This window comes from Shinella sp. M27 (genome assembly GCF_049199905.1).
In the GTDB taxonomy this organism is placed as follows: Bacteria; Pseudomonadota; Alphaproteobacteria; order Rhizobiales; family Rhizobiaceae; genus Shinella.
The window spans coordinates 44,915-65,975 of the sequence record NZ_JBLZPK010000048.1; the positions used below are offsets into that span (position 1 = coordinate 44,915).

Genomic DNA, 21,061 nt, shown 5'->3' on the forward strand with positions numbered 1-21,061 from the left:
GCGGCGCTTTCCGGCAAGCCGGCAAGCGCACGGCGTACGGCCGCACCAGCCCCGGGCGTGGTCGGCACAAGCGGCAGCCGCACCGAGCCGGACAGGCCGAGGACAGGCGTGAGCCCGTGCTTTATGGCAGCCGGATCCGGCGTATTGCCGAGCGCAATGAAGAGCGGCGCGAGACGGTCCTTCAGGCCCAGGGCGAGATCGACATTGCGCGTGCGTAGTGCCTGATGCATCGCGCTCGTTAGGCGCGGCGCGAGATTTGCCGCAGCGGAAAACGTTCCGCTCCCGCCCAGCACATTGAAAGCGAAGGCCGTCGTATCGTGTGAGGAGTAAAGCACCAGCCGCTCGCGCAGCCTGCGGTCGATCACTGCGAGGCGCGCCATGTCGCCCGATGCATCAATGAAGCCGTGGATGCCGGAAATGTCGCTGAGCGCCCAGAGAGTTTCGGCGGTGACGTCCGAGCGGGTCATTCCAGGGTCGGCCAGGACGAGGATCGGCAGAGCGGTCGCTTCCGCAATGGCACGCATATGGGCGATGATGCCCTTTTGCGTCGGCTTGCTGTAATAGGGCGTGGTCACGATCAGCGCGTCCGCCCCCTCCTCTTCCGCATCAAGGGCAAGTGCTATGGTCGCCTTGGTCGAATAGGTGCCGACGGAAGCAAGAACCGGCACGGAGAGACGGGCCGCCCTGACGACGGTGGCAAGCACGGCACGGCGCTCTTCCCGGCTCAACGACGACCCCTCTGCCAGCCTGCCGCAGACAGCCAGGCCGGACACGCCGCTGGCGATCTGCCAATTGACGAAGGAGGCAAGCCCCTCGTGGTCCACCCCATCGCCGCGCAAGGGCGTGACGAGGTCGGTGATGAGGCCCTGTACAGGATTACGGCGTCGAAAGTCTGGCATGATGTCTGTTCCTTTCAATGTTTGACCGGAGCGGCGCGATCCAGCGCCACCAGCGCGGCCATAACGGCAGCCACTCGGTCGACATGAACCGCGACAGCGCGCGGAACCGAGCCGTCCGAGCAGATGCGTGCAATCCAGGTGCCTTCGAGGCACACCAATTGGTCGAGATGACAAGTCGGGCGCGCGGCATCGACCAGCAGCCGGCTTGCAGCCACGAGATCGTCGCGATCCATCAACGTGCGGAAGCGATGCCGGAAGTCGGCATCGTCGCGCGCCTCGGCCAGGGATGGCAGGGTGCGCAGGATTTCCCATAGGTGATGCTCGCGCAGCCGGCGGGCGGCGGCGATACGTTCGGCAAGCACTTCGGCAGCCGGCAGGTCCGCCTCTGCCTGATGACGACGCATCACCGTTTCGGACGATGCGGCCCTAGGCATGGAGAACCCCGAGCAGAATCGCGGCGATAAGAAGCATCGTTGCGAGGACGGCCCCTGCGGCGAGCGGCATGGGTTCGTACCGCCCTTTCCCATGGCTCACCTGATCGTGCAGGCGCACGCGATGATGAAGGAAGATCATCCGCGTCGAAAGCGGTGGAAGATGATGGTCCGAAAAATCTCTCCGCATGATGGCACCTCTGCTGATGGATCGCCGTGACCCCACCCGGAAAGGCATGGGTCACGACGATCTGAAGCTAGGCGTCCACGGATATTTTCTCGATTGGAAGGCGGGGCCAGAAAAATAGGAATTGCATAGACGGCGCCCTGTCGCCGTCACGACTACGTGAGAAGCGCGAAGATTTCATCGGCACTGCGCGCAGCGCGAATGGCGGTGACGGTATGATCATCGCGCAGTTGCCGCGCGATGCAGGAGAGGATGTTGAGGTTCTGCCCGTGCCCCGAGGCCGGCGAGAGAAGCAGCACGACAATGTCGACCGGAATATCGTCAACCGCCTCGAAATCGATCGGCCGGGCAAGCCGGGCGACGATGGCAAGGCTCTTCGGCAGCCCTTCGATGAGCGCGTGCGGGATGGCGATTCCCCGCCCGATACCCGTCGAACCGAGGTTTTCACGGGCAAGCAATGCCTTGGCGATGATGCCAGCGTGGATACCGGTCTTGTGAGACGACATGTCGGCCAAATGCCGCAGAAGCTTGTGCTTCGAAACGAACGGCAAGTCGAAGACGATGTTTTCCAGCGCCAGATGGTCGCTGAGCTGCATGATGAACTCCATGAATGCGGTCGATCAGCTCGCGTCGACGAGCCTGTAGCCGACACCGGTCTCGGTGAGGATGTATTGCGGTTGGTCCGGTGTACGCTCGATCTTCTGCCGGAGCTGGCGGACATAGACGCGCAGATACTGCACGTCGGTCAGGCCGTCCCAGACATGTTCGAGCAAGAAGCGATGGGTCAGCACCTTGCCGGCATGCTGTACGAGAATGCGAAGGATATCGTATTCCTTCGGCGAGAGTTTCACCTCTTCGCCCGCCACCTTGACGATGCGCTTGACGAGGTCCACCGAGAGATCACCCGTCTGGAAGATGGGTTTCTCTCCCTGGGTTTGCAGCCGGTGACGCAGCGCCACGCGGATGCGCGCGACCAGCTCGTTCATGCCGAAGGGCTTGGTGATGTAGTCATCCGCGCCAAGCTCCAGCGCTTTCACGATGCCGGCCTCGTCCGTGCGGCTCGAGAGGATGACGACGGGCAGGTCGAGCCCCTCTGCGCGCCACCTGGCCAGCAGGTCATGCCCCGGCATATCCGGCAGGCCGAGGTCGAGCACGATCAGATCCGGCTTTTCCGATTTGACCAGTTCGATCGCCACCTTGGCATTCATCGCCTCGATGATGGCGTAGTCCTGCGTGGAGAGCCCGACGCGCAGTAGCTTGCGGATCGGCGGCTCGTCATCGACGATCAGAATGCGGACGGCGGTATTGGTCATTCGTTTCCTCCCAGGACGGGCATTTCGGCCGACACCGGCATGCGGATGGTAAAGACGGCGCCGGCGCGGTCTGTGCGGTTGGCTGCCGTGATCGCACCGCCCATCGCCTCGACGAAACCGCGGCAGATCGAAAGACCGAGCCCCGTACCGGCGCGCACGTGGTCGCCTTTGCGCACGCGGTAGAAGCTGTCGAAAATGCGCTCGATGTCGTCCGGCGGAATGCCGGGGCCTTCGTCGATGACGGAAAGCAGAAGGGCATTGCCGTCCTGCCGGCCACGGATTTCGATCAGCGTGTCTTCCGGCGCATATTTTGCGGCGTTGTCGATAAGATTGAAGAGCACCTGCTCGAAAAGCACGGGGTCGACCCGCAGCATCGGCAGAGTTTGCGGTATGTGCACCTCGACCTTGTGATGGGAGACGATCTTGCCGGCGCGCGAAAGCGCCGTGCCGACGATGTCGCCAGCAAAATGCCAGGCATAGTTCGGTTCCATGGCGCCGGCGCCGAGGCGGGTCATGTCGAGCAGGTTGGCGATGAAGCGGTTGAGGCGCTCTGATTCATCGATCACCGTCGAAAGCAACTCGCGCCGCGCCTCATCGTCCAGTTGCGCGCCAAGGCCCTTCAGCGTGTCGGCCGAGCCCATGATGGCCGCGAGCGGCGTCTTGAGGTCGTGCGAGATGGAAGTCAGCAAGGCCGACCGCAGCCGGTCCGTCTCAACGGCAAGCCGGGCCTTGTCGACATCGGAAACGAGCTGCACGCGCTCGATTGCCAGTGCAGCCTGATCCGACAGAGCATCGAACAGGCGCTGCTGCTCGGGCGTCAGGATCGGTCCTTGCCTGTCATTGTCGAGACCGATGACGCCGACCGCCTCGCGGCCGGTGCGCAGGGGAAGGTAGAGCCGCTTGGCGCCCGGCAGCGTATCGGCGCCGCGGCCGGCAGGGCGGTTGTGTTCCCAGGCCCATTTCGCCGCAGCGATATCGGCATCGACCAGCGTGTCGTCCGGCGGGTAACCGGCCTTGACCGCCACCGAGCCGCCTTCCGGCAGCAGGATGACGACCCGCACCTTGAGCATCGAGGCTATCTGGAAGGCGGTCGCCCAGAGCACATCGTCGAGCGTGCCGGTGCCGGCAAGCTTTTTGGAGAAGAGATAGAGGTCTTCCGTCGTGCGGGCCCTCTGCCGCGCGGCTGCCGCCTGGCGCTGCACCGCGGCCGTCAGGTTCGAGGCGACAACCGCAACACCGAGATAGAAGAACAGCGCGACGATGCTTTCCGGGTCGCGGACCGTGAAATTGTAGCGCGGCTCGAGGAAGAAGAAGTTGAAGGAAAGCGCACCCAGCAGCGAGGCGAAGAGACCGGCCCCAAGCCCACCCTGCACGGAGGCCGCGAGTACTGCCATGAGGAAGACGAGCGCAAGGTTCTGCACGTCGAGCGTCTGGTCAAGCGCAATGCCTGCAAGAATGGCGAGCAGGATGAAAATCACACTCAGCAGATAGGGTTTGACGCGAAAGGGTTTTGGCGCCTGGGCGGCCTTCACGCCACGCGTCGGCTGCGCTTCCCTGTCATCTCCGGAAATGACGTGGACGCTGATATCGCCGGCATAGCGGATCAGATCGTGCGTGACCGAGCCTTGCCAGAGCTGCCGCCAGCGCGAGCCGTTGGGGCGGCCGACGACGATATGTGTGAAGTTGTTGGTGTTGGCATAGGCGATGATGTCGCGCGAGAGCGAGAGCGCCGGCAGCGTCACCGTTTCGGCGCCCAGCTGTTCGGCAAGCCGCATATTGGCGGCGAGCCGGTCCTTGTCCTCCTCCGGCAAGCTGACCGCTTGTGGCGTGTCGAGATGCAGCACCGCCCAGGGCGCGCGCAACCGGTCGGCCTGGCGCCGGGCGTAGCGCACGAGGCTGGCGCCGTTGCTGCCATGGCCGAGGCAGACCAGCAGGCGCTCGCCAGCCGCCCACGGCCCCGAAATGGCATGAGCCTGCATGTGATTGAGCAACTGCTCGTCGACGCGCTGGGCGGTGCGGCGCAGCGCCAGTTCACGTAGCGCCGTCAGGTTGCCCGGTGAAAAATAGTTCTCGACCGCCCGCTTGGCCGTCTTCGGCACGTAGACCTTGCCGTCCGCCAGCCGCTTGATCAGGTCTTCCGGCGTGATATCGATGATCTCGATGTCGTCGGCCCGGTCGACGATGGAATCCGGCACCGTTTCACGCACGCGGATGCGGGTGATCTGCGCCACCACGTCGTTGAGGCTTTCCACATGCTGGATGTTGAGCGTCGAATAGACGTCGATGCCGTGCGAAAGCAGCTCCTGCACGTCGAGATAGCGCTTGGGATGGCGGCTGCCGACGGCATTGGTATGGGCGAGTTCGTCGATGAGAACGAGCGCCGGCCGGCGTTCGAGGATCGCATCGAGATCCATTTCCTCAAGAGTCTGGCCACGATAGTCGATCGTCCGGCGGGCGATGACCTCGAAGCCTTCGACGAGCGCCTCGGTCTCCTTGCGACCGTGCGTCTCGACGACACCGATAACGACATCGACGCCGTCGGCCTGCCGGGCGCGGCCGGACATCAGCATCTCATAGGTCTTGCCGACGCCCGGCGCTGCACCGAGGAAGATTTTCAGGCGCCCACGCGTCTCCCGTTGCGCATGCTCCAGCAGGGCGTCCGGCGACGGCCTGTTCTCAATCTCGCGACGGTCATCCGGCATGAATATCCACCCACTTTCCCCGACCGGCCGGAAGGCCGATCGGAGACGCCCATTTCAGTTTACGAACGGGCCTCGTCAAGCGCCATGTTGAGACGCAGCACGTTCACCACAGGTTCGCCGAGGAAACCAAGCTTACGGCCCTCGATCTGCCGGTCGACGAGGGCGCGCACTGCGGCCTCATCCATCGCCCTCGCCTTGGCCACGCGCGGCACCTGGAAATAGGCGGCGTCCGGCGAGATATGCGGGTCGAGACCGCTGCCCGAGGCCGTGACGAGGTCGATCGGCACTTCGGTACCCGGATTTGTCGCCTTTGCCGCCTCGTAGTCCGTCTTTACCCGGTCGATCAGCTTCTGGCTGGTTGGGCCGAGGTTGGAACCGGAGGAGCCGGCGGCGTTGTAGCCGTCGCCCGCCGCCGAGGGACGGCCGTGGAAATATTGTTCACCGGCGAAGGCCTGGCCGATAAGGCTCGAACCGACGACCTGGCCATTCTTCTCGATCAGGCTGCCATTCGCCTGACCGGGGAAGACGGCCTGCGCGATGCCGGTCATCGCGGCGGGATACAGAAGGCCGGTGATCGCCGTGGTGGCGACGATCATGACGATTGCGGGACGCAGTTGCTTGAACATGGTCTTTTCCTTAGGCGAGGCCGAGGGCAGTAATGGCAACGTCGATCGCCTTGATGCCGATGAAGGGGACGACGAGGCCGCCGAGGCCGTAGATCAGGAGGTTGCGGGAGAGCAGCGCACCGGCGCCGACGGCGCGGTACTTCACGCCCCTCAGCGACAGCGGGATCAGCGCGACGATGATCAGCGCGTTGAAGATGATCGCCGAGAGGATGGCGGACTGCGGAGTGGAGAGGCCCATGACGTTCAGGACGCCGAGCTGCGGATAGAAGGCGAGGAACATGGCCGGGATGATCGCGAAATATTTCGCGATGTCGTTGGCGATGGAAAAGGTCGTGAGCGCGCCCCGGGTCATCAGGAGCTGCTTGCCGATCTCGACGATCTCGATGAGCTTGGTCGGATCGCTGTCGAGATCGACCATGTTGCCGGCCTCGCGGGCGGCCACCGTGCCGGTGTTCATGGCAACGCCGACATCGGCCTGGGCGAGCGCCGGGGCATCGTTGGTGCCGTCGCCGCACATGGCGACCAGCTTGCCCTTGGCCTGTTCCTCGCGGATGAGCTGGAGCTTGTTTTCCGGTGTCGCCTGAGCGAGGAAGTCGTCGACGCCCGCTTCTGCGGCAATCGCCGCCGCCGTCATCGGGTTGTCGCCGGTGATCATCACGGTGCGGATGCCCATGCGGCGCAGTTCCGAGAAGCGCTCGCGGATGCCGCCCTTGACGATGTCCTTCAACTGGACGACGCCGAGCAGCTTGCCGTCGCGGGCAACTGCCAGCGGCGTGCCGCCGGCCTTGGCGATCTCCTCGGCGATGGCCTGGAGTTCGCGCACGGCGTCCGACGGCACGAGGGTACCGACATAGGCGAGCACCGCATCGACCGCGCCCTTTCTGATCTGCGCGCCCTCAAGGTCGACGCCGCTCATGCGGGTCTGGGCGGTAAAGGGCACGAAGGTGGCCTTCAGGCTGTTCATGTCGCGGCCGCGGATGTCGTACTTCTCCTTGGCGAGCACGACGATGGAGCGCCCTTCCGGCGTTTCGTCGGCCAACGATGCGAGCTGCGCGGCATCGGCGAGGTCCTGCTCGGAAACGCCGCGGACGGGCTTGAAGGCGGTCGCCTGGCGGTTTCCGAGGGTGATGGTGCCGGTCTTGTCGAGCAACAGCGTATCGACGTCGCCGGCCGCTTCGACCGCACGGCCCGACATCGCCAGTACATTGAAGCGCACGAGGCGGTCCATGCCGGCAATGCCGATCGCCGACAGCAAGGCACCGATGGTCGTCGGAATGAGCGTGACGAAAAGCGCGACGAGCACGATGATCGGGATCGAGCCGCCGGCATAGTTGGCAAAACTCGGAATGGTCGCGGTGGCGAGCACGAAGATCAGCGTCATGCCGGCGAGCAGGATGTTGAGCGCGATCTCGTTCGGCGTCTTCTGGCGCTCCGCGCCCTCGACCAGCGAGATCATGCGGTCGAGGAAGGTGGAGCCGGCGGCAGCAGTGATGCGCACGCGGATCCAGTCGGACAGAACCTGCGTGCCGCCGGTCACGGCCGAGCGGTCGCCGCCCGATTCCCGGATCACGGGCGCGGATTCCCCCGTGATGGCCGCTTCGTTGACCGAGGCGACGCCCTCGACCACCTCACCATCCGAAGGGATAATATCGCCGGCCTCGACGAGAACGAGGTCGCCGACCTTGAGCGTGGCGCCGGGCACCAGTTTGTAGTCGGTGGTACTGCCAGCGGTCAGCAGCTTTGCCTGCGTCTCGCTGCGCGCTTTACGCAGTGAATCGGCCTGCGCCTTGCCACGGCCCTCGGCGACGCCTTCTGCGAAATTGGCGAAGAGCACGGTGAACCAGAGCCAGAGATTTATCTGGAAGGAGAAACCGAGATCACCGCCACCGGTAACAACGTCGCGCAGGAAGAGCACGGTGGTCAGGACCGAGACCGTGGCCACGACGAACATGACCGGATTGCGGGCAAGCGTGCGCGGGTTCAGCTTGGTGAACGCGGCGACGATCGCCGGAACGAGAATGCGAGAATCCAGGATGCTCGCGGATTTTGCCTGGCTCATAAGAGACTCCAGCTTTGAAGCGATACGGGGGGCCGTGGACCGGTCAACCGCGTAGGAATTCGATGACACTGACGATGGCCACGAGGGTGGCCAGCATCACGAGGATGACATTGGACGCGCACCATCGGGCCGGCATTCCACCCCGGCGAACCGGGGCGGAGAAAGGCGGTTTCTTCACGCTGCGTATCATGGCCGCGTCCCTCAGAAGGTCTGCCCGGCGAGCATCGCGAGATGCTCGACGACCGGGCCGAGCGCGAGCGCCGGGAAGAAGGTAAGACCACCGACGATGAGGATCGTGCCGACGAGCAGGCCGACGAAGAGCGGGCCGTCCGTGGGGAACGTGCCAGCGGAGGCCGGAACCGTCTTCTTGGCGATGAGCGAACCGGCAATCGCCAGCGCCGGAATGATGACGAGGAAGCGCCCCATCAGCATGCCAAGGCCCAGCGTCACGTTGTACCAGGGGGTGTTGCCCGTCAGGCCGCCGAAGGCCGAGCCGTTGTTGGCCGCGGCCGACGTATAAGCGTAGAGGATTTCGGAGAAGCCGTGCGGGCCGGCCGTGCCGATGGAGGCGACCGCCGAGGGCATCACGCTCGAAATTGCGGTGAAGACCAGCATGGCGAGCGGCAGGCAGAGAATGGCGAGCACGGCCATCTTCATTTCCTTCGCCTCGATCTTCTTGCCGAGATATTCCGGCGTGCGGCCGACCATCAGGCCTGCCACGAAGACGGCAACGATGACGAAGAGGACGATGCCGTAGAAACCTGCACCAACGCCGCCGACAATGACTTCACCCAGTTGCATGTTGATAAGCGGGATCAGACCGCCCAGCGCCGTGAAGCTGCCATGCATGGCATTGACCGCGCCGCAAGAGGCGGCTGTCGTGACGATGGCGAAGAGCGAGGACAGTACGATACCGAAGCGCGTCTCCTTGCCCTCCATGTTGCCGCCTTCAAGGCCGAAGGCATGCATCAGCGAGTTGCCCGAGGCTTCCGCCCAATAGGTGATAGCCACACCCGCGACGAATAGCGTGCCCATCGCGGCGAGGATCGCCCAGCCCTGGCGCTGGTTGCCGACCATGCGGCCGAAGACATTGGTGAAGGCCGCGCCGATCGCGAAGATCGAGACCATCTGGATCATGTTCGAGATGGCGTTCGGGTTCTCGAACGGGTGGGCCGAGTTGGCGTTAAAGAAGCCGCCGCCATTCGTGCCGAGCATCTTGATGGCAAGCTGTGAGGCGACCGGGCCGAGCGCAATGGTCTGCTGCGCGCCTTCCAGCGTCGTCGCCGTCACATAGGGGCCGAAGGTCTGCGGCACTCCGAGCGCCACATAGGCAAGCGTCAGCACGACGCAGATCGGCAGCAGCACATAGAGCGTCGCGCGGGTCATATCGACCCAAAAGTTGCCGAGCGCCTTGCCGGATGCGCGCGAGAAAGCGCGGATGAGGGCAATGGCGATCGCCATGCCGGTGGCTGCAGAAACGAAGTTCTGCACCGTCAGCCCGGCCATCTGGGTGAGATAGGACAGGGAGCTCTCGCCGCCGTAGTTCTGCCAGTTCGTATTGGTCACGAAGCTGACGGCAGTGTTGAAGGAAAGCTCCGGCCCGACCGCGGCCATGCCGGCGGGATTGAGCGGCAGCACGTCCTGGAAACGTTGCAGCCCGTAGAGCAACAGCAGGCCGGCCAGATTGAACGCCAGCATGGCGAAGGCGTAGCTCGTCCAGCGCTGCTCTTCGCGTTCGTTGGTGCCCGCCAAGGCATAGAGCCCCCGTTCAACTGGAACGAGGACGGGTGAGAGGAATGTGCGTTCCCCGGCAAACACGCGCGTCATGTAGGCGCCGAGCGGTTTGACGAGGGCAAGGACGATCCCGCAGAAAAGCAGGATTTGTAGCCATCCGATGAGGGTCATGGGGAAAACTTTCAATACCCGGCGGCTTCGTCAGAAGCGTTCCGGCCGAATGAGAGCGTAGGTCAGGTAAATCGTGAGAAAGACGGTGATGGCACCGCTGAAAACGTAGTCGAACAGCATCGCGGCCTCCTACAGCCTGTCGCAGGCTTGCGTATAGGCAAAGCAGAGGGCGAAGAAGACGACCGCTGTGCCGATGAGAATGACATCCAGCATCGATCCGGACTCCTTTGTTGCGGGCACGCCAGACGAACCGAAAGGCGCCGCCCGGCAGGCGGCACCAAAGGAAACTTCCGGCGCGGAGAGAACGTTTCGACCTCTCGTGCCTAGATATGCAGTCAAACCGGATAGGCATTCGAGAGTGGTAGGGGGCAGAAAAAATATGAATCTTATAGGAATTTCGACCAGTGCGGTTGCCGGCCCCAGTTTCTGACGCGTTGCGTCAGAAGGTCCACCCTGCGGCGAACCCTGCCAACACGGCAATGCCAAGCCCGAGGATGCCAGCGGCAAACATCAACGTTAAATCCTCACGCTTCAGGTGACACCGCGGCAGACCAGCCTCATCCGCGTCTGCTTGAGACCTGCATCGCTCGGCGAGGTAAAGGGCGATATAAAGGCTCCCGTAACGAGCAAACATTGTATTTCTCCTTGTCAATTTCACGGGTCTTCCACAGGATCGCATCCGCCCCTGGATGCGGACGAAGCCGGGCCACGCGAAACCCAGCCAACAGGCCGCGGGTGCATCGCCTGCAAGACGGGAACCGAAATTAGGAGATTTCCCTGTAGATGAGGTCAGGCGCGACGATCCATTCGCCTTGCCGCAGCGACAGCACGTTCAGTCGGCCGTTTCTGTCTCGGCCGGCAAGCCCGACGAAGCCGTAGCGCCGTCCATGCCCATCAATGACGGCGGAATAAATCGAACGATCGCGCACGGAGCCGGCGATGGGGCCGGCTCGGCGCGTCTCGGCGAGTATGAAATACTCGTAGGGAAGGCTGGGGCTTACCATCATTTTTGTGTCACGAACGCAATTGTCCGGCGCACCGGAGCCGCCTCTGCCCTGGCCGTGACGGACCGAAAACCGCCTTTCAGGCCCGGGGGTCTCTTGCCGAGCCGGCGCCTTTTCTTGAATTCGACGACGAACGGTTTCGGCTGCGGTCGCATGTCAGTTCCTTTGGTATGGTTTAGTGAAATTTGCAGTCGACCCGGCCGAGCGGACCGAAGTCTGCGGCGACGGACTGTCCGGCCAAAACCTGAGGGATGATGGTGCAGGAGCCGGTTGCGATGATGTTGCCGATACCGAGCTTTCGCGGAGGCGCCGAGAGTTCCCGCGCCAGCCATGCGACGGCATTCAGGGGATGGCCCATGACAGACGTCGCCCGCCCGCTCACCACCTGCCTCCCGTCGAAAGGTCTGCAGCAGCCAACCAGTCACCGCCTCGCCGCAGATCGTTGCCGCATGAAGGGCGAAGTCGGCGATCGCCGCCTCGGTTCCGCCAAAGGCGGTGCGTGTCCGCCGACCAAGAATGCCGATGGCGGGCATGCAGCCGAGTACGGCGTCAGCCACGCTCTCGCATGTGATAGACTCGCTTGCGTCCGGAAACGTCCGACGTATGGAGAAGGCAAACTCGCATTGGGCCCCGATAATGCCGACCGGAAGCATAAATCTGTCCTGCCCCATCAGAAGGCGGAGTGTCGGGATTTCGGAAAAGATCGGAGTCAAAAGCCCAAATGTTCGGCGTGAACTCTCGCTCGAACCGACGACGGCGTAACCGCCCTGCTCGAAGCCGTAGGCGTCCTCCGTAGCCGCAAGGATATCATAGGCTTGCTCCCGCGTGGCGATATGCCCGGGGGGAAGCTCGCACAGCACGTTGTGCCTGCGGCTCTTCGCCAGCACGTCTGCCGTACCGCCAATGAGGTCGAAAGGCATATTCGCGCTCCAGTCACCCGTTCCGGCGATAACAGCCGTCCTGACAGACTGATGATTTGGGCATAGAGATTCCATTCGGAGGAAGAGGGAAAGAAATCAAGATTCCATAGGGATAACCCTGCAGGCTGACTTTGACCCGAGAGCGGGACGGTGCACGGGGGAGGATCACATCCCCGACCCCATGCGGCCGCGCGGTGCGGACAATAGAGAGCGCCTTCTACTTCTGCAGCTCAGTCCAGATTTTTGTGTAAATCGCCTGAATCTCAGGCGGACAAGCGAAGCTAAACTTCCCCTGTGCCTTGAGCTCTTCCGGTATCACGATCTCAGGCGCCCCTCTCATATCATCAGGCATGAACGCCTCCGATCCCACAATCCCGTTTGCGTAGCGAGCAAAGCTCGAAAGCAAGGCGGCGTTTTCCGGCTCCATGATGAAGTTCAGAAAGAGCTTGGCGTTTTCGACGTTCTCGGCATCCTTGAGGATTGCGGCATTGTCCATCCAAACCGGATACCCTTCCTTTGGATAGCCGTACTGGATGGCAGGGTTCAGAAGTCGGCTGCGGAACGTCGCTCCATTGTAAGCGAACCCTGCGGCAACATCGCCCTTCGAATATTGCTCGCTGGTTCCGTAGTCCATCGAGATCCATTTCGGCTTCGCGTTGTTGAGAATATCACGGACCTTCTTGAGCAACGTCATGTCGCCGGTGCAGGCCTCGCCGCCGGCATAGGCGATGGCTAGATACATCACATCGGACATTTCAGGCACCACATTCACTTTACCGATCAACTCGGCAGGCGGATCCAGAAAGATGGCGGAGGTATTGATATCGCCGGCATAAACCGATGTGTTCACCGCTACGCCGGCGGTGCCCCACTGCCATGGAACTGAGTATCGGCGGCCTGGATCAAACTCGACATTGACCCATTTCGGGTCCACGTTTGAAAAATTCTCCATCAGATCGGGGCGAGACTCGAGAAGAAGCCCTTCTGAAATCCAGATCGGCATCACTTGCGCGGACGGAACGACTATATCGAATCCGTGGCCGCCCTGGCGAACCTTTGCTAAAGCTGTATCATTCGTGTCGTAGTCAGTAATCGTCACCTTGACGTCGTACGATGCCTCGAACTTCTTGATGAGCTCGGGACTGGTATAGTTACCAAAGTTGAATATGTTGAGTTTACCCTCGGCGCTTGCCGACGTCGCCAACATAAAAAGGGCTGGTAGAGTCAGTAATATTCTCGTGTCTCTCATTGAAATCGTTCCCTGCTATTTTAATTTGTTGCATAGCGCACTGCAAATCGGCTCGCTTGTCGTACAGCTATGTGAAAGTTGAGAAGAGTTACGCGACGGGCTCAATCAAAACGGCCGCTCGATACGGCGGTGCGCCGTACCAAGCCATCTTGTCGAGAACAACGTCAGGGATGGGCAAGTCGATGACATCCACTGGCTGTTCGTGGTCCGCCCGCTCGAACCAGGGATCGTTGGCCAGGAAGAACGTGTCAGTGGCGGAATGGAGGAGTATCCAGTGGGGAACTTCCCGCGCATGGGTTTCCACCTGGTCTACCAACACGATTGCGACGCCCCCGCGTCTAATCGCAGATCTTAGCTCGCCGATTGAGAACGGCTTTTGTTCAACCCTGACAGATCGTTCCGCGAGTCTCGATCGCAACTCAGCCTGAACAAATCCGATGATGTCACGGTTTGCGTCGGAATCGCCCGCCTCGATAAGAACGGGCTCGTTTGTGCTCATGAAAACACGCGCGCAAAATCCACGGGTGGCAGCCGCGAGCGCGATACCATAGGGATCGCAGCCGCCCGGCCCATCCAACGAAACGATGGACGTCGCTTCCCGCCAGAGCTGAAGTTCCAATCCCCTTTGCAATCTCGCAGACCGATCGAACGTCGTGAATGCCATCATCAAACATGCGGCGCCACAGGTGAAGTCGGTTGTCTGGGTGTATAGAGGAGAACCGATCGACGGATGAGTCTCCGTCCGCCAATGCTGAAAATAGTCACCGCGAGAATTCGTCGAGGTAACTTTCAGCAGTGCGACAAACTCCTGCGGAAAATCGTCTTCGGCTCGATCAGAGGAGAGGCGCCACGCATCGACACCGGCAGGGCCTGACCATTTGTCGAGCTCCAGATAAATCGCCTTGCTGATGGCGGTACGGTCGCCCGCCGGACTGGTCCACAGTTTGAAAAGCCGCAACATCGTTGTCGTCGAGCGACGAAGCCCAAGAAGCGCGCCGACGACTTGGTTTCCCTGGGACGCAACGAAGAAACACTGGTTTCGTCTGCCGATTTCCACGTTCATATGCGCAGACAAAAGACATTTAAGCCTATCATCAAGCAGCTCTCGCCGGTCAATACATTCCACAATAATATCAGAGACCATTGTCAGCCCTTCTTGGCGCGCCGCTACGCATCAGCGCCATCTGTTTCCTGATGTGCAGGTTAGGGCTGCGTGGGTCTGCGGACCAAACGACGATTTGGAGCCAATTCATTCCAGCAAGGAATGAATTGGCGGCGGGAGACAAGCCGTGACAATCGCGCGATTGCGCGTCACGCGTCGCGTTGCGACTCGACTTCCGAAAAAATCCAGTCCCGAAAAGCCGCCACTGCCTTAGTGGATCGCTTTCTGTTCGGGCTGATCAGGAAATAGGACTCGTCGCTCTTCATTTTACGGGCAAATGGCGTGACGAGTGAGCGTTGGGCAATCTCGTCCTGAACCATAAACACAGGAACCAATCCAACACCCGCCCCCGATACAGCCGCTTTGATGATCATGTCGAATTGCTCAAACCGGCTCCCCTTGTACGCGTTGATGTCGTCAAGGGCTTCGAGATCCAGCCATTGCTGCCACGCGCGCGGTCGGGCTCTATGGTGAAGGAGCTGCACATTTTTCAATGCGAATCGCGAGGCTCCCGGGATCAAGCCGGGCGCGCACACGGGGACAACCTCTTCCCCCATCAACACTTCCGAGTGGCCGCCCTGCCAAGACTTGGAGGAATAGAAGATCGCGACATCGATCCCTTCATCAGAGACGTCAAACGGCCATTGCCTGGCTGTGACATTCAGCGAGATATGGGGGTAGCGCGAGGTGAACCGGCCAATGCGCGGGAACAGCCATCGATTTCCAAAACTCGGAAGGGTCGCGATATTGAGTACCCCCTCGCCGCTTCTATATGCCCGCGCGTCCACCGTTGCTTGTTCCACGATGTTCAGCGCCTCGCGAATCCGCGACAAGTACTGTTCTCCCGCCTCCGTCAGAACGATACGTTTTCTGATACGCTCAAACAGTTGCGTCCCGACATAGGCTTCCAGGTTCGCAACCCGTTTGCTGACAGCACTCTGCGTCATATTCAGTTCTTCCGACGCGCGCGTGAAACTGCCATGCCTTGCCGATGCCTCAAAAACACTCAGAGAGGGTAGTGCGGGTATGATGCGGCGCATGTTTAAGTCCATCTGCCGCATGGGCATGGAGTCTGAATGTTGCAATGAAGGGGGAACCAGTTACCGGTCGTTTCGCGAACGCATCTTCAACACATAATTTGAGCCGAGTTGCCGCTTGCATCCGCAAATCCGGTCCATCAAATCGCTAAAATGGCGGATTCAGAATATAAATTCCATTCGGATTGAAGGTGCAAATTATATAGATCTCATAGGTGTCAAACCCTCCATTCGGGCGCCAAGTCCCGCTCTGCCCTGCAAATACGACAAGCGCTGATACACGCGCCGCAATCCGATCGAGATAATGTTCGACCGCCTCAAGGATTGGCGCGGCGTCGCCACCCGATAAGACCGATGTCCCACTGTATCCATCTCCGCCCTCGCTGTGGCGCAACTGTCATCGTCTGGCTCTGATCAACGGGCCATGAGCTTTGAGCAACGAGGCGAGCGACATTATTTAGGGCGGATCGTTGTCCTGACCTTTTGGGGCAGCAGCGGGAACGGGACTGTCGTTCAAAACACACCCTTCGTTCGTTGACAGTCATTAGGCGACTTACTATAAGCTGCCGTATGATAATGTTGGAACAAAAGCACCGGGCGTTGCTGGAAGAAGCCAAGCGATGGGCCGTCGAGCCGACGGGCAATTTGCGCGCCTGCTTCGAGCTGCTCGCATTGGCTGGAGCCATAGACAGGGATTGTGCCGCGCGGCTCGCGCCGCATCGCTTGTCCGAAGGCAAGTTCGTCCTTCTGTTTCTTTTGCTCGGCCAGCCTGACGGGTTGTCGCCGCATGAACTGGCTGAGCGGGCTGGTGTGACACGGGCGACGATCACTGGCCTTCTTGATGGTCTTGAGCGCAATGAGTTCATCACTCGCCGCTCGGGCCTTGAAGACCGACGCAAGATCGCTGTCACGTTGACCGATCTCGGACAAAAGGTAGGCCAAGACGTATTCAACGAACATTCCAGATGGATTGCGACGCTTTTTGCCGGCTTCACCGTCGAAGAGCGACAGACGCTCAATGGCTTTCTGCAACGCGTCTGGCGCAATCTCGACATAGGCGCTGAGCATCCGGCAAGGCCTGAGGAGCGAACATGAGCACGGGCAAGGCCAAAGGGCGTGGCGTCAAGGACATAACCGCCGAACGCCTCGCCCGGCTCAATGCCGGTGCAGAGGCCACAACGCTGACGGAATGCCTCGCAGTCGATTTCGCAGAGCTCATTGGAAACATCCTGCCGGAGATTGGCTGCGACGCCCTGAGCGAAATACGGGTCAACGCGTCGACCGGCATCCTGCGGCGTATGTCGTTGGCAGCCGACGTTATAGTGGACCGGCTGGGCGCTGGCGCTTTCGAACGAGTCGCGCGGCATCCGTCGGATACGGCGCGCGGCTGGGCCTGTTTCATGATCGGCAACGCTGCAGAAATGGATCTTTGCGCGCGTCTCGATACGATCCGGCCATTTGCCGCCGATCCGCATTTCGGCGTGCGGGAATGGTCATGGATGGCGGTCCGTCCGCATCTCACCGCCGAGCTGGATAGGACCATTGCGTTGCTCGCCGAATGGACGGCGGACCCATCCGATCGTATTCGCCGCTTCGCCTCGGAGGCGATCCGGCCGCGTGGCGTTTGGTGCGCGCACATCACGGTGCTGAAGAAGCAGCCCGAACTGGCGCTTGCCGTGATCGAACCGTTGCGCGCCGATCCGTCCACCTATGTGCAGGATTCCGTCGCCAATTGGCTGAACGACGCCAGCAAGGATCATCCCGGCTGGGTGGAGGCCCTGTGCGCGCGTTGGTCCAGCAAGAACCCGACCCTCGCGACGACGCGCATTTGCCGTCGGGGACTCCGATCCATCAAGAACACTGACAGGAAAGCTTGATATGGCTCACTATCTGATCGAACTCTATACAGCGAAACCGGCATGGCTGGCGCTCTCTGACGAACAGCGCCAGCAGTTCTTCGCCAACGTCAGTGCAGGCATGCCCGCCTTGATGGAACTCGACGCTGAACCGATCACCACGGGCACGGTCGATGCGAGCAAGCCTCATTCGGCTGCGCAGGCCTTCTTTGCCGCATGGCGCTGCCCCGACGACGCAGCGCTCGAAGCGCTCGTCGGCGGTATCGCGCAAGCGGGCTGGCACGATTACTTCGAAGCGATCAACGCCGCTGGCGAAGGCGTCGACTTAATGGGGCATCTCGTTCAGCTCAGAGAAGCCGCCTAAATGTTTGCTGCGATACGCGTCGGTCTGTTTCCCCGGCGACGTTGCAAGAGCGATGATCGCTGCCTTCAGGTCAAGGTGGCCGTTTGAGCGGTCGGGTTGTTGGACAATGGAACCGGGTGAATATCTGCTGAGGCATGCCAGATGCTGCGCATTTCGGTGGTATGCCGCTCTGGAAGAGGCTCACGCTTTGAAGCGCTCAAGGGCGGCGAGGCGCCCTATCGGAGGATCGGTGTCCGGCCAGCGGTAGATTTCGGCACGCACATGGCAGAGTTCATCGGCAACCTCGACCCACCAGCATTTCGGCCTTCCGTCGCTCCCGTCCGGCCACCTGTAGGTGCGGGCCTTGAGATGATCCTTCCCCTCGAAGGGCTGTGCTCGGCAAAGATGCGAACCCGCGAGCGCTGGCTTGCCGCGAAGAGTTCGGCGAACGGTGTGTTGCCCTGCTCCGGACCGCCCTGGGCCAGGACCTCGAGCAATGCGAAGCCGTCATCGACCACGCGATGTCCATCATGGAAGTAGCCGGCCTGCCCAATGAGGTCTCCGAGCTTGGTTCCTTCGAAACGCCGCGCCGACCAGTCAATCTCGGAGACCGACCAAGCCAATGCCTTACGCAGCTAAGACCCTAAAAAAGGCAGGCCGCCTAAGGGCGGCCTGCATGGTCGATTTAGAACTCTTCCCAATTGTCCGACTTCGGCACAGCATTTCCGACGCCAAGCGCGGAGGCAACGCGGCCGACGAGACGCCGGGCGGGCGAGGCAACGGGTGTGCGTTCGGCCGATACAGCGACGGGTGCGGGCCGGATTGCTTCTCCGCCGGCATATTGGAAACGCGCAACGAGATGGCGAAGGGTCTCAGCTTCCGAGGCAAGTGAGTTGCTTGCTGCCGTCGCCTCCTCCACCATGGCAGCATTCTGCTGTGTCACTTGATCCATCTGGTTCACGGCGATATTGACCTCGCTCAGACCGACCGACTGCTCCTTCGCCGAGACAGCTATGGCGTCGAGCTGGCTGTTGATCGAGACGACGTGCGTTTCGATGGCCTTCAGGGCCTCGCCCGTCTCGGTCACCAATCTGACACCGCTGCCAACCTCCTCCGCCGACGTGCGGATGAGGTCCTTTATCTCCTTCGCGGCCTGTGCTGAGCGTTGCGCTAGTTCGCGAACCTCCTGGGCGACCACGGCGAAGCCCTTGCCGGCCTCACCTGCCCGGGCAGCTTCGACGCCCGCGTTCAGCGCCAACAGATTGGTCTGGAATGCGATCTCATCGATCACACCGATGATGTTAGAGATTTGGTTCGACGACTGCTCGATTCGCTGCATCGCATTAACAGCACGGGCGACGACCTCTCCTGACTGCCGTGCCGACCGGTTCGCCTCGATAGCGACAGCACGCGCTTCTTCCGTGCGCTGGGTCGAGTTTGATACGTTGCTTGTGATTTGGTCGAGAGCAGCGGCGGTCTCCTCGAGGGAGGCCGCCTGCTGTTCCGTGCGTCGCGACAGGTCGTTGGCGCTCTGGCTCAGCTCGCGCGACCCGCTATCGATCGAACCGGTTGACGTGGCGACGGCCGCGACAGTCTCGCGCAGTGTGGAGACAGCGGAGTTAAAATCGTTGCGTAGACCCTCAAAATCGGCAGCAAACGGCCTGTCGAGCCGGCAGCTGAGATCGCCTCCGGACAGGCGTTTCAGACCCTCCGCAAGCCCTGTGGTCGCTTCGCTCATCTCTCGCGCACGGCGCTGATCGACTTCCGCGACGCGGGCACGCTCCGCATCGCTCTCAGCGCGTGCGTTTTCAGCCTCGCTTTCCAGCGCGCGTGCCTTCAGGCCATTCGTTTTGAAGATTTCGACAGCGCGCGCCATCATACCCACTTCGTCGCGGCGATCAGCACCGTCGATGATCGCAGTGAGATCGCTATTGGCGAGTGTTCCCATCGTTTCAGCAAGACCCCGGATAGGGCGAACCACCCAGGATCGGATTGCCACGAACCCGATCGCCAGCACGACGAGGAAACCCGCTATGACCGAAACAATAGAGACGACAGCGATCGAGTTGCTGCTCTCCGTCAGGAGATCGCTCTGCCTTATATTGCTATTGTTGATCGCATCGGCAGTTTCTGTGAAGCGGGTGGTTACGGCACTGAAGGCCGGCCGGCATTCGACGTTGAAAATCTTTTGCGACGCGGTGACACCAGCGGGATCAAGGGCCACACGACCGAGATCGATCGCGCTCTTGCAAGCTGTATCGAAAAGGGCCAGTCCATCGGATTTCAAGGCGGTCAAGCGCTCGTCGGCCGGTAGCAGGTCGATGGTTTTATCCATCAGCGCGGCATATTCCGCCTTGATCGCCTTCATCTCTGCGTCTGCAGAATCGGTGTCTTCTCTGGTGGCGGCCATCACCATATCCGCGATTGCGGCGCGTCCATTCTGCAAGGACTTGCTGGCATTGGCGAGGAGCAGAGCGGCGCTGCTTTCGTTGGCGAGAATGTCGCTGTAGGCCGTGTCCACCGACTTGATTTGGTAGGCAGAGTAGGCAGCGATCAAAAGCGCGAAGACGCCGAACAATGCGAAGACTGCCAGGAATTTCCCGACGATTGGAATGTGTTTCATCATCTATCCCCAATGGATGAAAGGTTGTTCCCCCTCATAGGGCTGATGAAATCGCTTCATGCGACTACGATACGCTGCCCGCCCCCTTCATGTCTTGGGACGGCCATCTTGCATTCAACCCGCAAAACGTTCTACCGGCTGAAGTATTCGAAACTGTTCTCCGACTTGCTGGATGCCGGATGGACTATTTCTGGGGCGCTTGGCTCGGTTCGTCCTGCGCGACCATCGTTTCCTGTCGTGCTGCTTCACGCAGCACGTCGAGCATTCGCTCAAGCTGTTGCGTGAGAATCGCCATCGAACGCAGAACTATGTCCGCGTCAAGACGTTCCGAATCTCCACCAGGAAGTGTTTCCTTTGGTAGAAACTTGAGGATATTTTGCATGCCTCACCTTTTACTGGAAGTGCGTAAAATACCTTCCGAGTAATACGGAATTAATTGGTTAATTATGAATTAATAATTCAAATATAAGATCATAATGTATTGATACAAGACGATACGTGGCGTGTGTATCGATGATAAATTAGCAGAAGCTATCGAATCTACTTAATTTTTTACCTCATATTAATGTCCGCAATCAACGATAATTCTCACATCGCCTGCAACACTCAGCCAGCTGGCGACACATTCGGATGGGAATGAGCTCCCGTCCCAACCGACACCTTTGCCTCATGATGGCGCGAGGTGCCTCTTGCGATCGCAAGGGCCTCGCCGTTCCCGAACCGGCACGCCCTCAACGATCAGCGG

21 protein-coding genes and 2 pseudogenes are annotated in these 21,061 nt (G+C 60.9%); 5 read left to right on the forward strand and 18 right to left on the reverse strand.

The genetic code is table 11. From position 1 onward, the window contains the following. Together ACOZK4_RS19025 and ACOZK4_RS19030 are read right to left on the reverse strand one after the other, a co-directional pair. A partial coding sequence (locus tag ACOZK4_RS19025; RefSeq protein ID WP_421593223.1) for a dihydrodipicolinate synthase family protein occupies positions 1-899 on the reverse strand: 899 nt, incomplete at its 3' end. 14 nt (positions 900-913) lie between these two features. Then, on the reverse strand, positions 914-1,303 hold the full coding sequence (locus tag ACOZK4_RS19030) for a hypothetical protein (RefSeq protein ID WP_421593224.1): 390 nt from the start codon (positions 1,301-1,303) through the stop codon (positions 914-916). Between the two features lie 28 nt (positions 1,304-1,331). Here ACOZK4_RS19030 and ACOZK4_RS19035 point away from each other — a divergent pair, with 28 nt between their 5' ends. Continuing rightward, complete coding sequence (locus ACOZK4_RS19035; RefSeq protein WP_421593225.1) at positions 1,332-1,550, forward strand: hypothetical protein; 219 nt, start codon at positions 1,332-1,334, stop codon at positions 1,548-1,550. Between the two features lie 122 nt (positions 1,551-1,672). Here the strand turns inward: ACOZK4_RS19035 and ACOZK4_RS19040 are convergent, their stop codons facing one another. The 13 genes from ACOZK4_RS19040 to gcvA form a co-directional block, all read right to left on the reverse strand. Continuing rightward, positions 1,673-2,113, reverse strand: a complete 441-nt coding sequence (locus ACOZK4_RS19040) for a PTS sugar transporter subunit IIA (RefSeq protein ID WP_421593226.1) — start codon at positions 2,111-2,113, stop codon at positions 1,673-1,675. A 24-nt stretch (positions 2,114-2,137) separates the two neighbouring features. Continuing rightward, positions 2,138-2,830 (reverse strand): response regulator transcription factor, encoded by a 693-nt coding sequence (locus ACOZK4_RS19045; protein WP_069062781.1) that lies wholly within the window; start codon positions 2,828-2,830, stop codon positions 2,138-2,140. Beyond that, complete coding sequence (locus ACOZK4_RS19050) at positions 2,827-5,532, reverse strand: DUF4118 domain-containing protein (protein ID WP_421593227.1); 2,706 nt, start codon at positions 5,530-5,532, stop codon at positions 2,827-2,829. Before ACOZK4_RS19050 ends, ACOZK4_RS19045 begins: the two co-directional genes overlap by 4 nt. Before the next feature lie 59 nt (positions 5,533-5,591). Further along, positions 5,592-6,158: a potassium-transporting ATPase subunit KdpC gene (gene kdpC / locus ACOZK4_RS19055; protein WP_313529308.1), complete on the reverse strand. Its 567-nt coding sequence runs from the start codon at positions 6,156-6,158 to the stop codon at positions 5,592-5,594. A gap of 10 nt (positions 6,159-6,168) precedes the next feature. Beyond that, positions 6,169-8,217 carry a potassium-transporting ATPase subunit KdpB gene (gene kdpB, locus ACOZK4_RS19060; RefSeq protein ID WP_421593228.1) on the reverse strand — a complete coding sequence of 683 codons (2,049 nt, stop codon included), beginning with the start codon at positions 8,215-8,217 and terminating at the stop codon, positions 6,169-6,171. Between the two features lie 201 nt (positions 8,218-8,418). Further along, positions 8,419-10,122: a potassium-transporting ATPase subunit KdpA gene (gene kdpA, locus ACOZK4_RS19065; protein ID WP_421593229.1), complete on the reverse strand. Its 1,704-nt coding sequence runs from the start codon at positions 10,120-10,122 to the stop codon at positions 8,419-8,421. A 30-nt stretch (positions 10,123-10,152) separates the two neighbouring features. Then, complete coding sequence (gene kdpF / locus ACOZK4_RS19070; RefSeq protein ID WP_313529301.1) at positions 10,153-10,242, reverse strand: K(+)-transporting ATPase subunit F; 90 nt, start codon at positions 10,240-10,242, stop codon at positions 10,153-10,155. Between the two features lie 319 nt (positions 10,243-10,561). Beyond that, positions 10,562-10,756 carry a hypothetical protein gene (locus ACOZK4_RS19075; RefSeq protein ID WP_421593230.1) on the reverse strand — a complete coding sequence of 65 codons (195 nt, stop codon included), beginning with the start codon at positions 10,754-10,756 and terminating at the stop codon, positions 10,562-10,564. Positions 10,757-10,886: 130 nt separating this feature from the next. Further along, a complete protein-coding gene (locus ACOZK4_RS19080; RefSeq protein WP_421593231.1) occupies positions 10,887-11,129 on the reverse strand; it encodes a hypothetical protein in 243 nt (80 codons plus the stop codon). Continuing rightward, positions 11,126-12,046 (reverse strand): hypothetical protein, encoded by a 921-nt coding sequence (locus tag ACOZK4_RS19085; protein WP_421593232.1) that lies wholly within the window; start codon positions 12,044-12,046, stop codon positions 11,126-11,128. Before ACOZK4_RS19085 ends, ACOZK4_RS19080 begins: the two co-directional genes overlap by 4 nt. Before the next feature lie 217 nt (positions 12,047-12,263). Then, positions 12,264-13,295 (reverse strand): extracellular solute-binding protein, encoded by a 1,032-nt coding sequence (locus ACOZK4_RS19090; RefSeq protein WP_421593233.1) that lies wholly within the window; start codon positions 13,293-13,295, stop codon positions 12,264-12,266. 88 nt (positions 13,296-13,383) lie between these two features. Then, positions 13,384-14,439: a peptidase C39 family protein gene (locus ACOZK4_RS19095; protein ID WP_421593234.1), complete on the reverse strand. Its 1,056-nt coding sequence runs from the start codon at positions 14,437-14,439 to the stop codon at positions 13,384-13,386. Positions 14,440-14,606: 167 nt separating this feature from the next. Further along, the gene (gcvA, locus tag ACOZK4_RS19100; protein ID WP_313529284.1) at positions 14,607-15,497 is read right to left on the reverse strand and encodes a transcriptional regulator GcvA; all 891 of its coding nucleotides are present in this window, start codon (positions 15,495-15,497) and stop codon (positions 14,607-14,609) included. 256 nt (positions 15,498-15,753) lie between these two features. Between gcvA and ACOZK4_RS19105 the strand changes: the two are divergent. The 4 genes and pseudogenes from ACOZK4_RS19105 to ACOZK4_RS19120 form a co-directional block, all read left to right on the forward strand. After that, positions 15,754-15,908 (forward strand): annotated as a pseudogene (locus tag ACOZK4_RS19105) (IS5/IS1182 family transposase); the annotation flags it as partial. Positions 15,909-16,064: 156 nt separating this feature from the next. After that, entirely contained in the window at positions 16,065-16,589 is a 525-nt protein-coding gene (locus tag ACOZK4_RS19110) for a MarR family winged helix-turn-helix transcriptional regulator (RefSeq protein WP_421593235.1), read from the forward strand. Continuing rightward, entirely contained in the window at positions 16,586-17,371 is a 786-nt protein-coding gene (locus ACOZK4_RS19115; protein WP_421593236.1) for a DNA alkylation repair protein, read from the forward strand. The genes ACOZK4_RS19110 and ACOZK4_RS19115 overlap by 4 nt, the downstream gene beginning before the upstream one ends. 1 nt (position 17,372) lies before the next feature. Further along, positions 17,373-17,714: a DUF6616 family protein gene (locus tag ACOZK4_RS19120; RefSeq protein WP_421593237.1), complete on the forward strand. Its 342-nt coding sequence runs from the start codon at positions 17,373-17,375 to the stop codon at positions 17,712-17,714. 180 nt (positions 17,715-17,894) lie between these two features. Here the strand turns inward: ACOZK4_RS19120 and ACOZK4_RS19125 are convergent. The 3 genes and pseudogenes from ACOZK4_RS19125 to ACOZK4_RS19135 form a co-directional block, all read right to left on the reverse strand. Further along, positions 17,895-18,322: pseudogene (locus tag ACOZK4_RS19125) on the reverse strand (3'-5' exonuclease); the annotation flags it as partial. 56 nt (positions 18,323-18,378) lie between these two features. After that, entirely contained in the window at positions 18,379-20,316 is a 1,938-nt protein-coding gene (locus tag ACOZK4_RS19130) for a methyl-accepting chemotaxis protein (protein ID WP_421593238.1), read from the reverse strand. A 184-nt stretch (positions 20,317-20,500) separates the two neighbouring features. After that, on the reverse strand, positions 20,501-20,698 hold the full coding sequence (locus ACOZK4_RS19135) for a hypothetical protein (protein ID WP_313529275.1): 198 nt from the start codon (positions 20,696-20,698) through the stop codon (positions 20,501-20,503). Positions 20,699-21,061 lie beyond the last annotated feature (363 nt).

What these genes read in the sequence shown, in the direction of transcription:
- ACOZK4_RS19030 (WP_421593224.1), bottom strand. Translation starts at nt 1,303, where the DNA reads ATGCGTCGTCATCAGGCAGAGGCGGACCTGCCGGCTGCCGAAGTGCTT.
- ACOZK4_RS19035 (WP_421593225.1), top strand. Translation starts at nt 1,332, where the DNA reads ATGGAGAACCCCGAGCAGAATCGCGGCGATAAGAAGCATCGTTGCGAG.
- ACOZK4_RS19040 (WP_421593226.1), bottom strand. Translation starts at nt 2,113, where the DNA reads ATGCAGCTCAGCGACCATCTGGCGCTGGAAAACATCGTCTTCGACTTG.
- ACOZK4_RS19045 (WP_069062781.1), bottom strand. Translation starts at nt 2,830, where the DNA reads ATGACCAATACCGCCGTCCGCATTCTGATCGTCGATGACGAGCCGCCG.
- ACOZK4_RS19050 (WP_421593227.1), bottom strand. Translation starts at nt 5,532, where the DNA reads ATGCCGGATGACCGTCGCGAGATTGAGAACAGGCCGTCGCCGGACGCC.
- kdpC (WP_313529308.1), bottom strand. Translation starts at nt 6,158, where the DNA reads ATGTTCAAGCAACTGCGTCCCGCAATCGTCATGATCGTCGCCACCACG.
- kdpB (WP_421593228.1), bottom strand. Translation starts at nt 8,217, where the DNA reads ATGAGCCAGGCAAAATCCGCGAGCATCCTGGATTCTCGCATTCTCGTT.
- kdpA (WP_421593229.1), bottom strand. Translation starts at nt 10,122, where the DNA reads ATGACCCTCATCGGATGGCTACAAATCCTGCTTTTCTGCGGGATCGTC.
- kdpF (WP_313529301.1), bottom strand. Translation starts at nt 10,242, where the DNA reads ATGCTGTTCGACTACGTTTTCAGCGGTGCCATCACCGTCTTTCTCACG.
- ACOZK4_RS19075 (WP_421593230.1), bottom strand. Translation starts at nt 10,756, where the DNA reads ATGTTTGCTCGTTACGGGAGCCTTTATATCGCCCTTTACCTCGCCGAG.
- ACOZK4_RS19080 (WP_421593231.1), bottom strand. Translation starts at nt 11,129, where the DNA reads ATGATGGTAAGCCCCAGCCTTCCCTACGAGTATTTCATACTCGCCGAG.
- ACOZK4_RS19085 (WP_421593232.1), bottom strand. Translation starts at nt 12,046, where the DNA reads ATGCCTTTCGACCTCATTGGCGGTACGGCAGACGTGCTGGCGAAGAGC.
- ACOZK4_RS19090 (WP_421593233.1), bottom strand. Translation starts at nt 13,295, where the DNA reads ATGAGAGACACGAGAATATTACTGACTCTACCAGCCCTTTTTATGTTG.
- ACOZK4_RS19095 (WP_421593234.1), bottom strand. Translation starts at nt 14,439, where the DNA reads ATGGTCTCTGATATTATTGTGGAATGTATTGACCGGCGAGAGCTGCTT.
- gcvA (WP_313529284.1), bottom strand. Translation starts at nt 15,497, where the DNA reads ATGCGCCGCATCATACCCGCACTACCCTCTCTGAGTGTTTTTGAGGCA.
- ACOZK4_RS19110 (WP_421593235.1), top strand. Translation starts at nt 16,065, where the DNA reads ATGATAATGTTGGAACAAAAGCACCGGGCGTTGCTGGAAGAAGCCAAG.
- ACOZK4_RS19115 (WP_421593236.1), top strand. Translation starts at nt 16,586, where the DNA reads ATGAGCACGGGCAAGGCCAAAGGGCGTGGCGTCAAGGACATAACCGCC.
- ACOZK4_RS19120 (WP_421593237.1), top strand. Translation starts at nt 17,373, where the DNA reads ATGGCTCACTATCTGATCGAACTCTATACAGCGAAACCGGCATGGCTG.
- ACOZK4_RS19130 (WP_421593238.1), bottom strand. Translation starts at nt 20,316, where the DNA reads ATGAAACACATTCCAATCGTCGGGAAATTCCTGGCAGTCTTCGCATTG.
- ACOZK4_RS19135 (WP_313529275.1), bottom strand. Translation starts at nt 20,698, where the DNA reads ATGCAAAATATCCTCAAGTTTCTACCAAAGGAAACACTTCCTGGTGGA.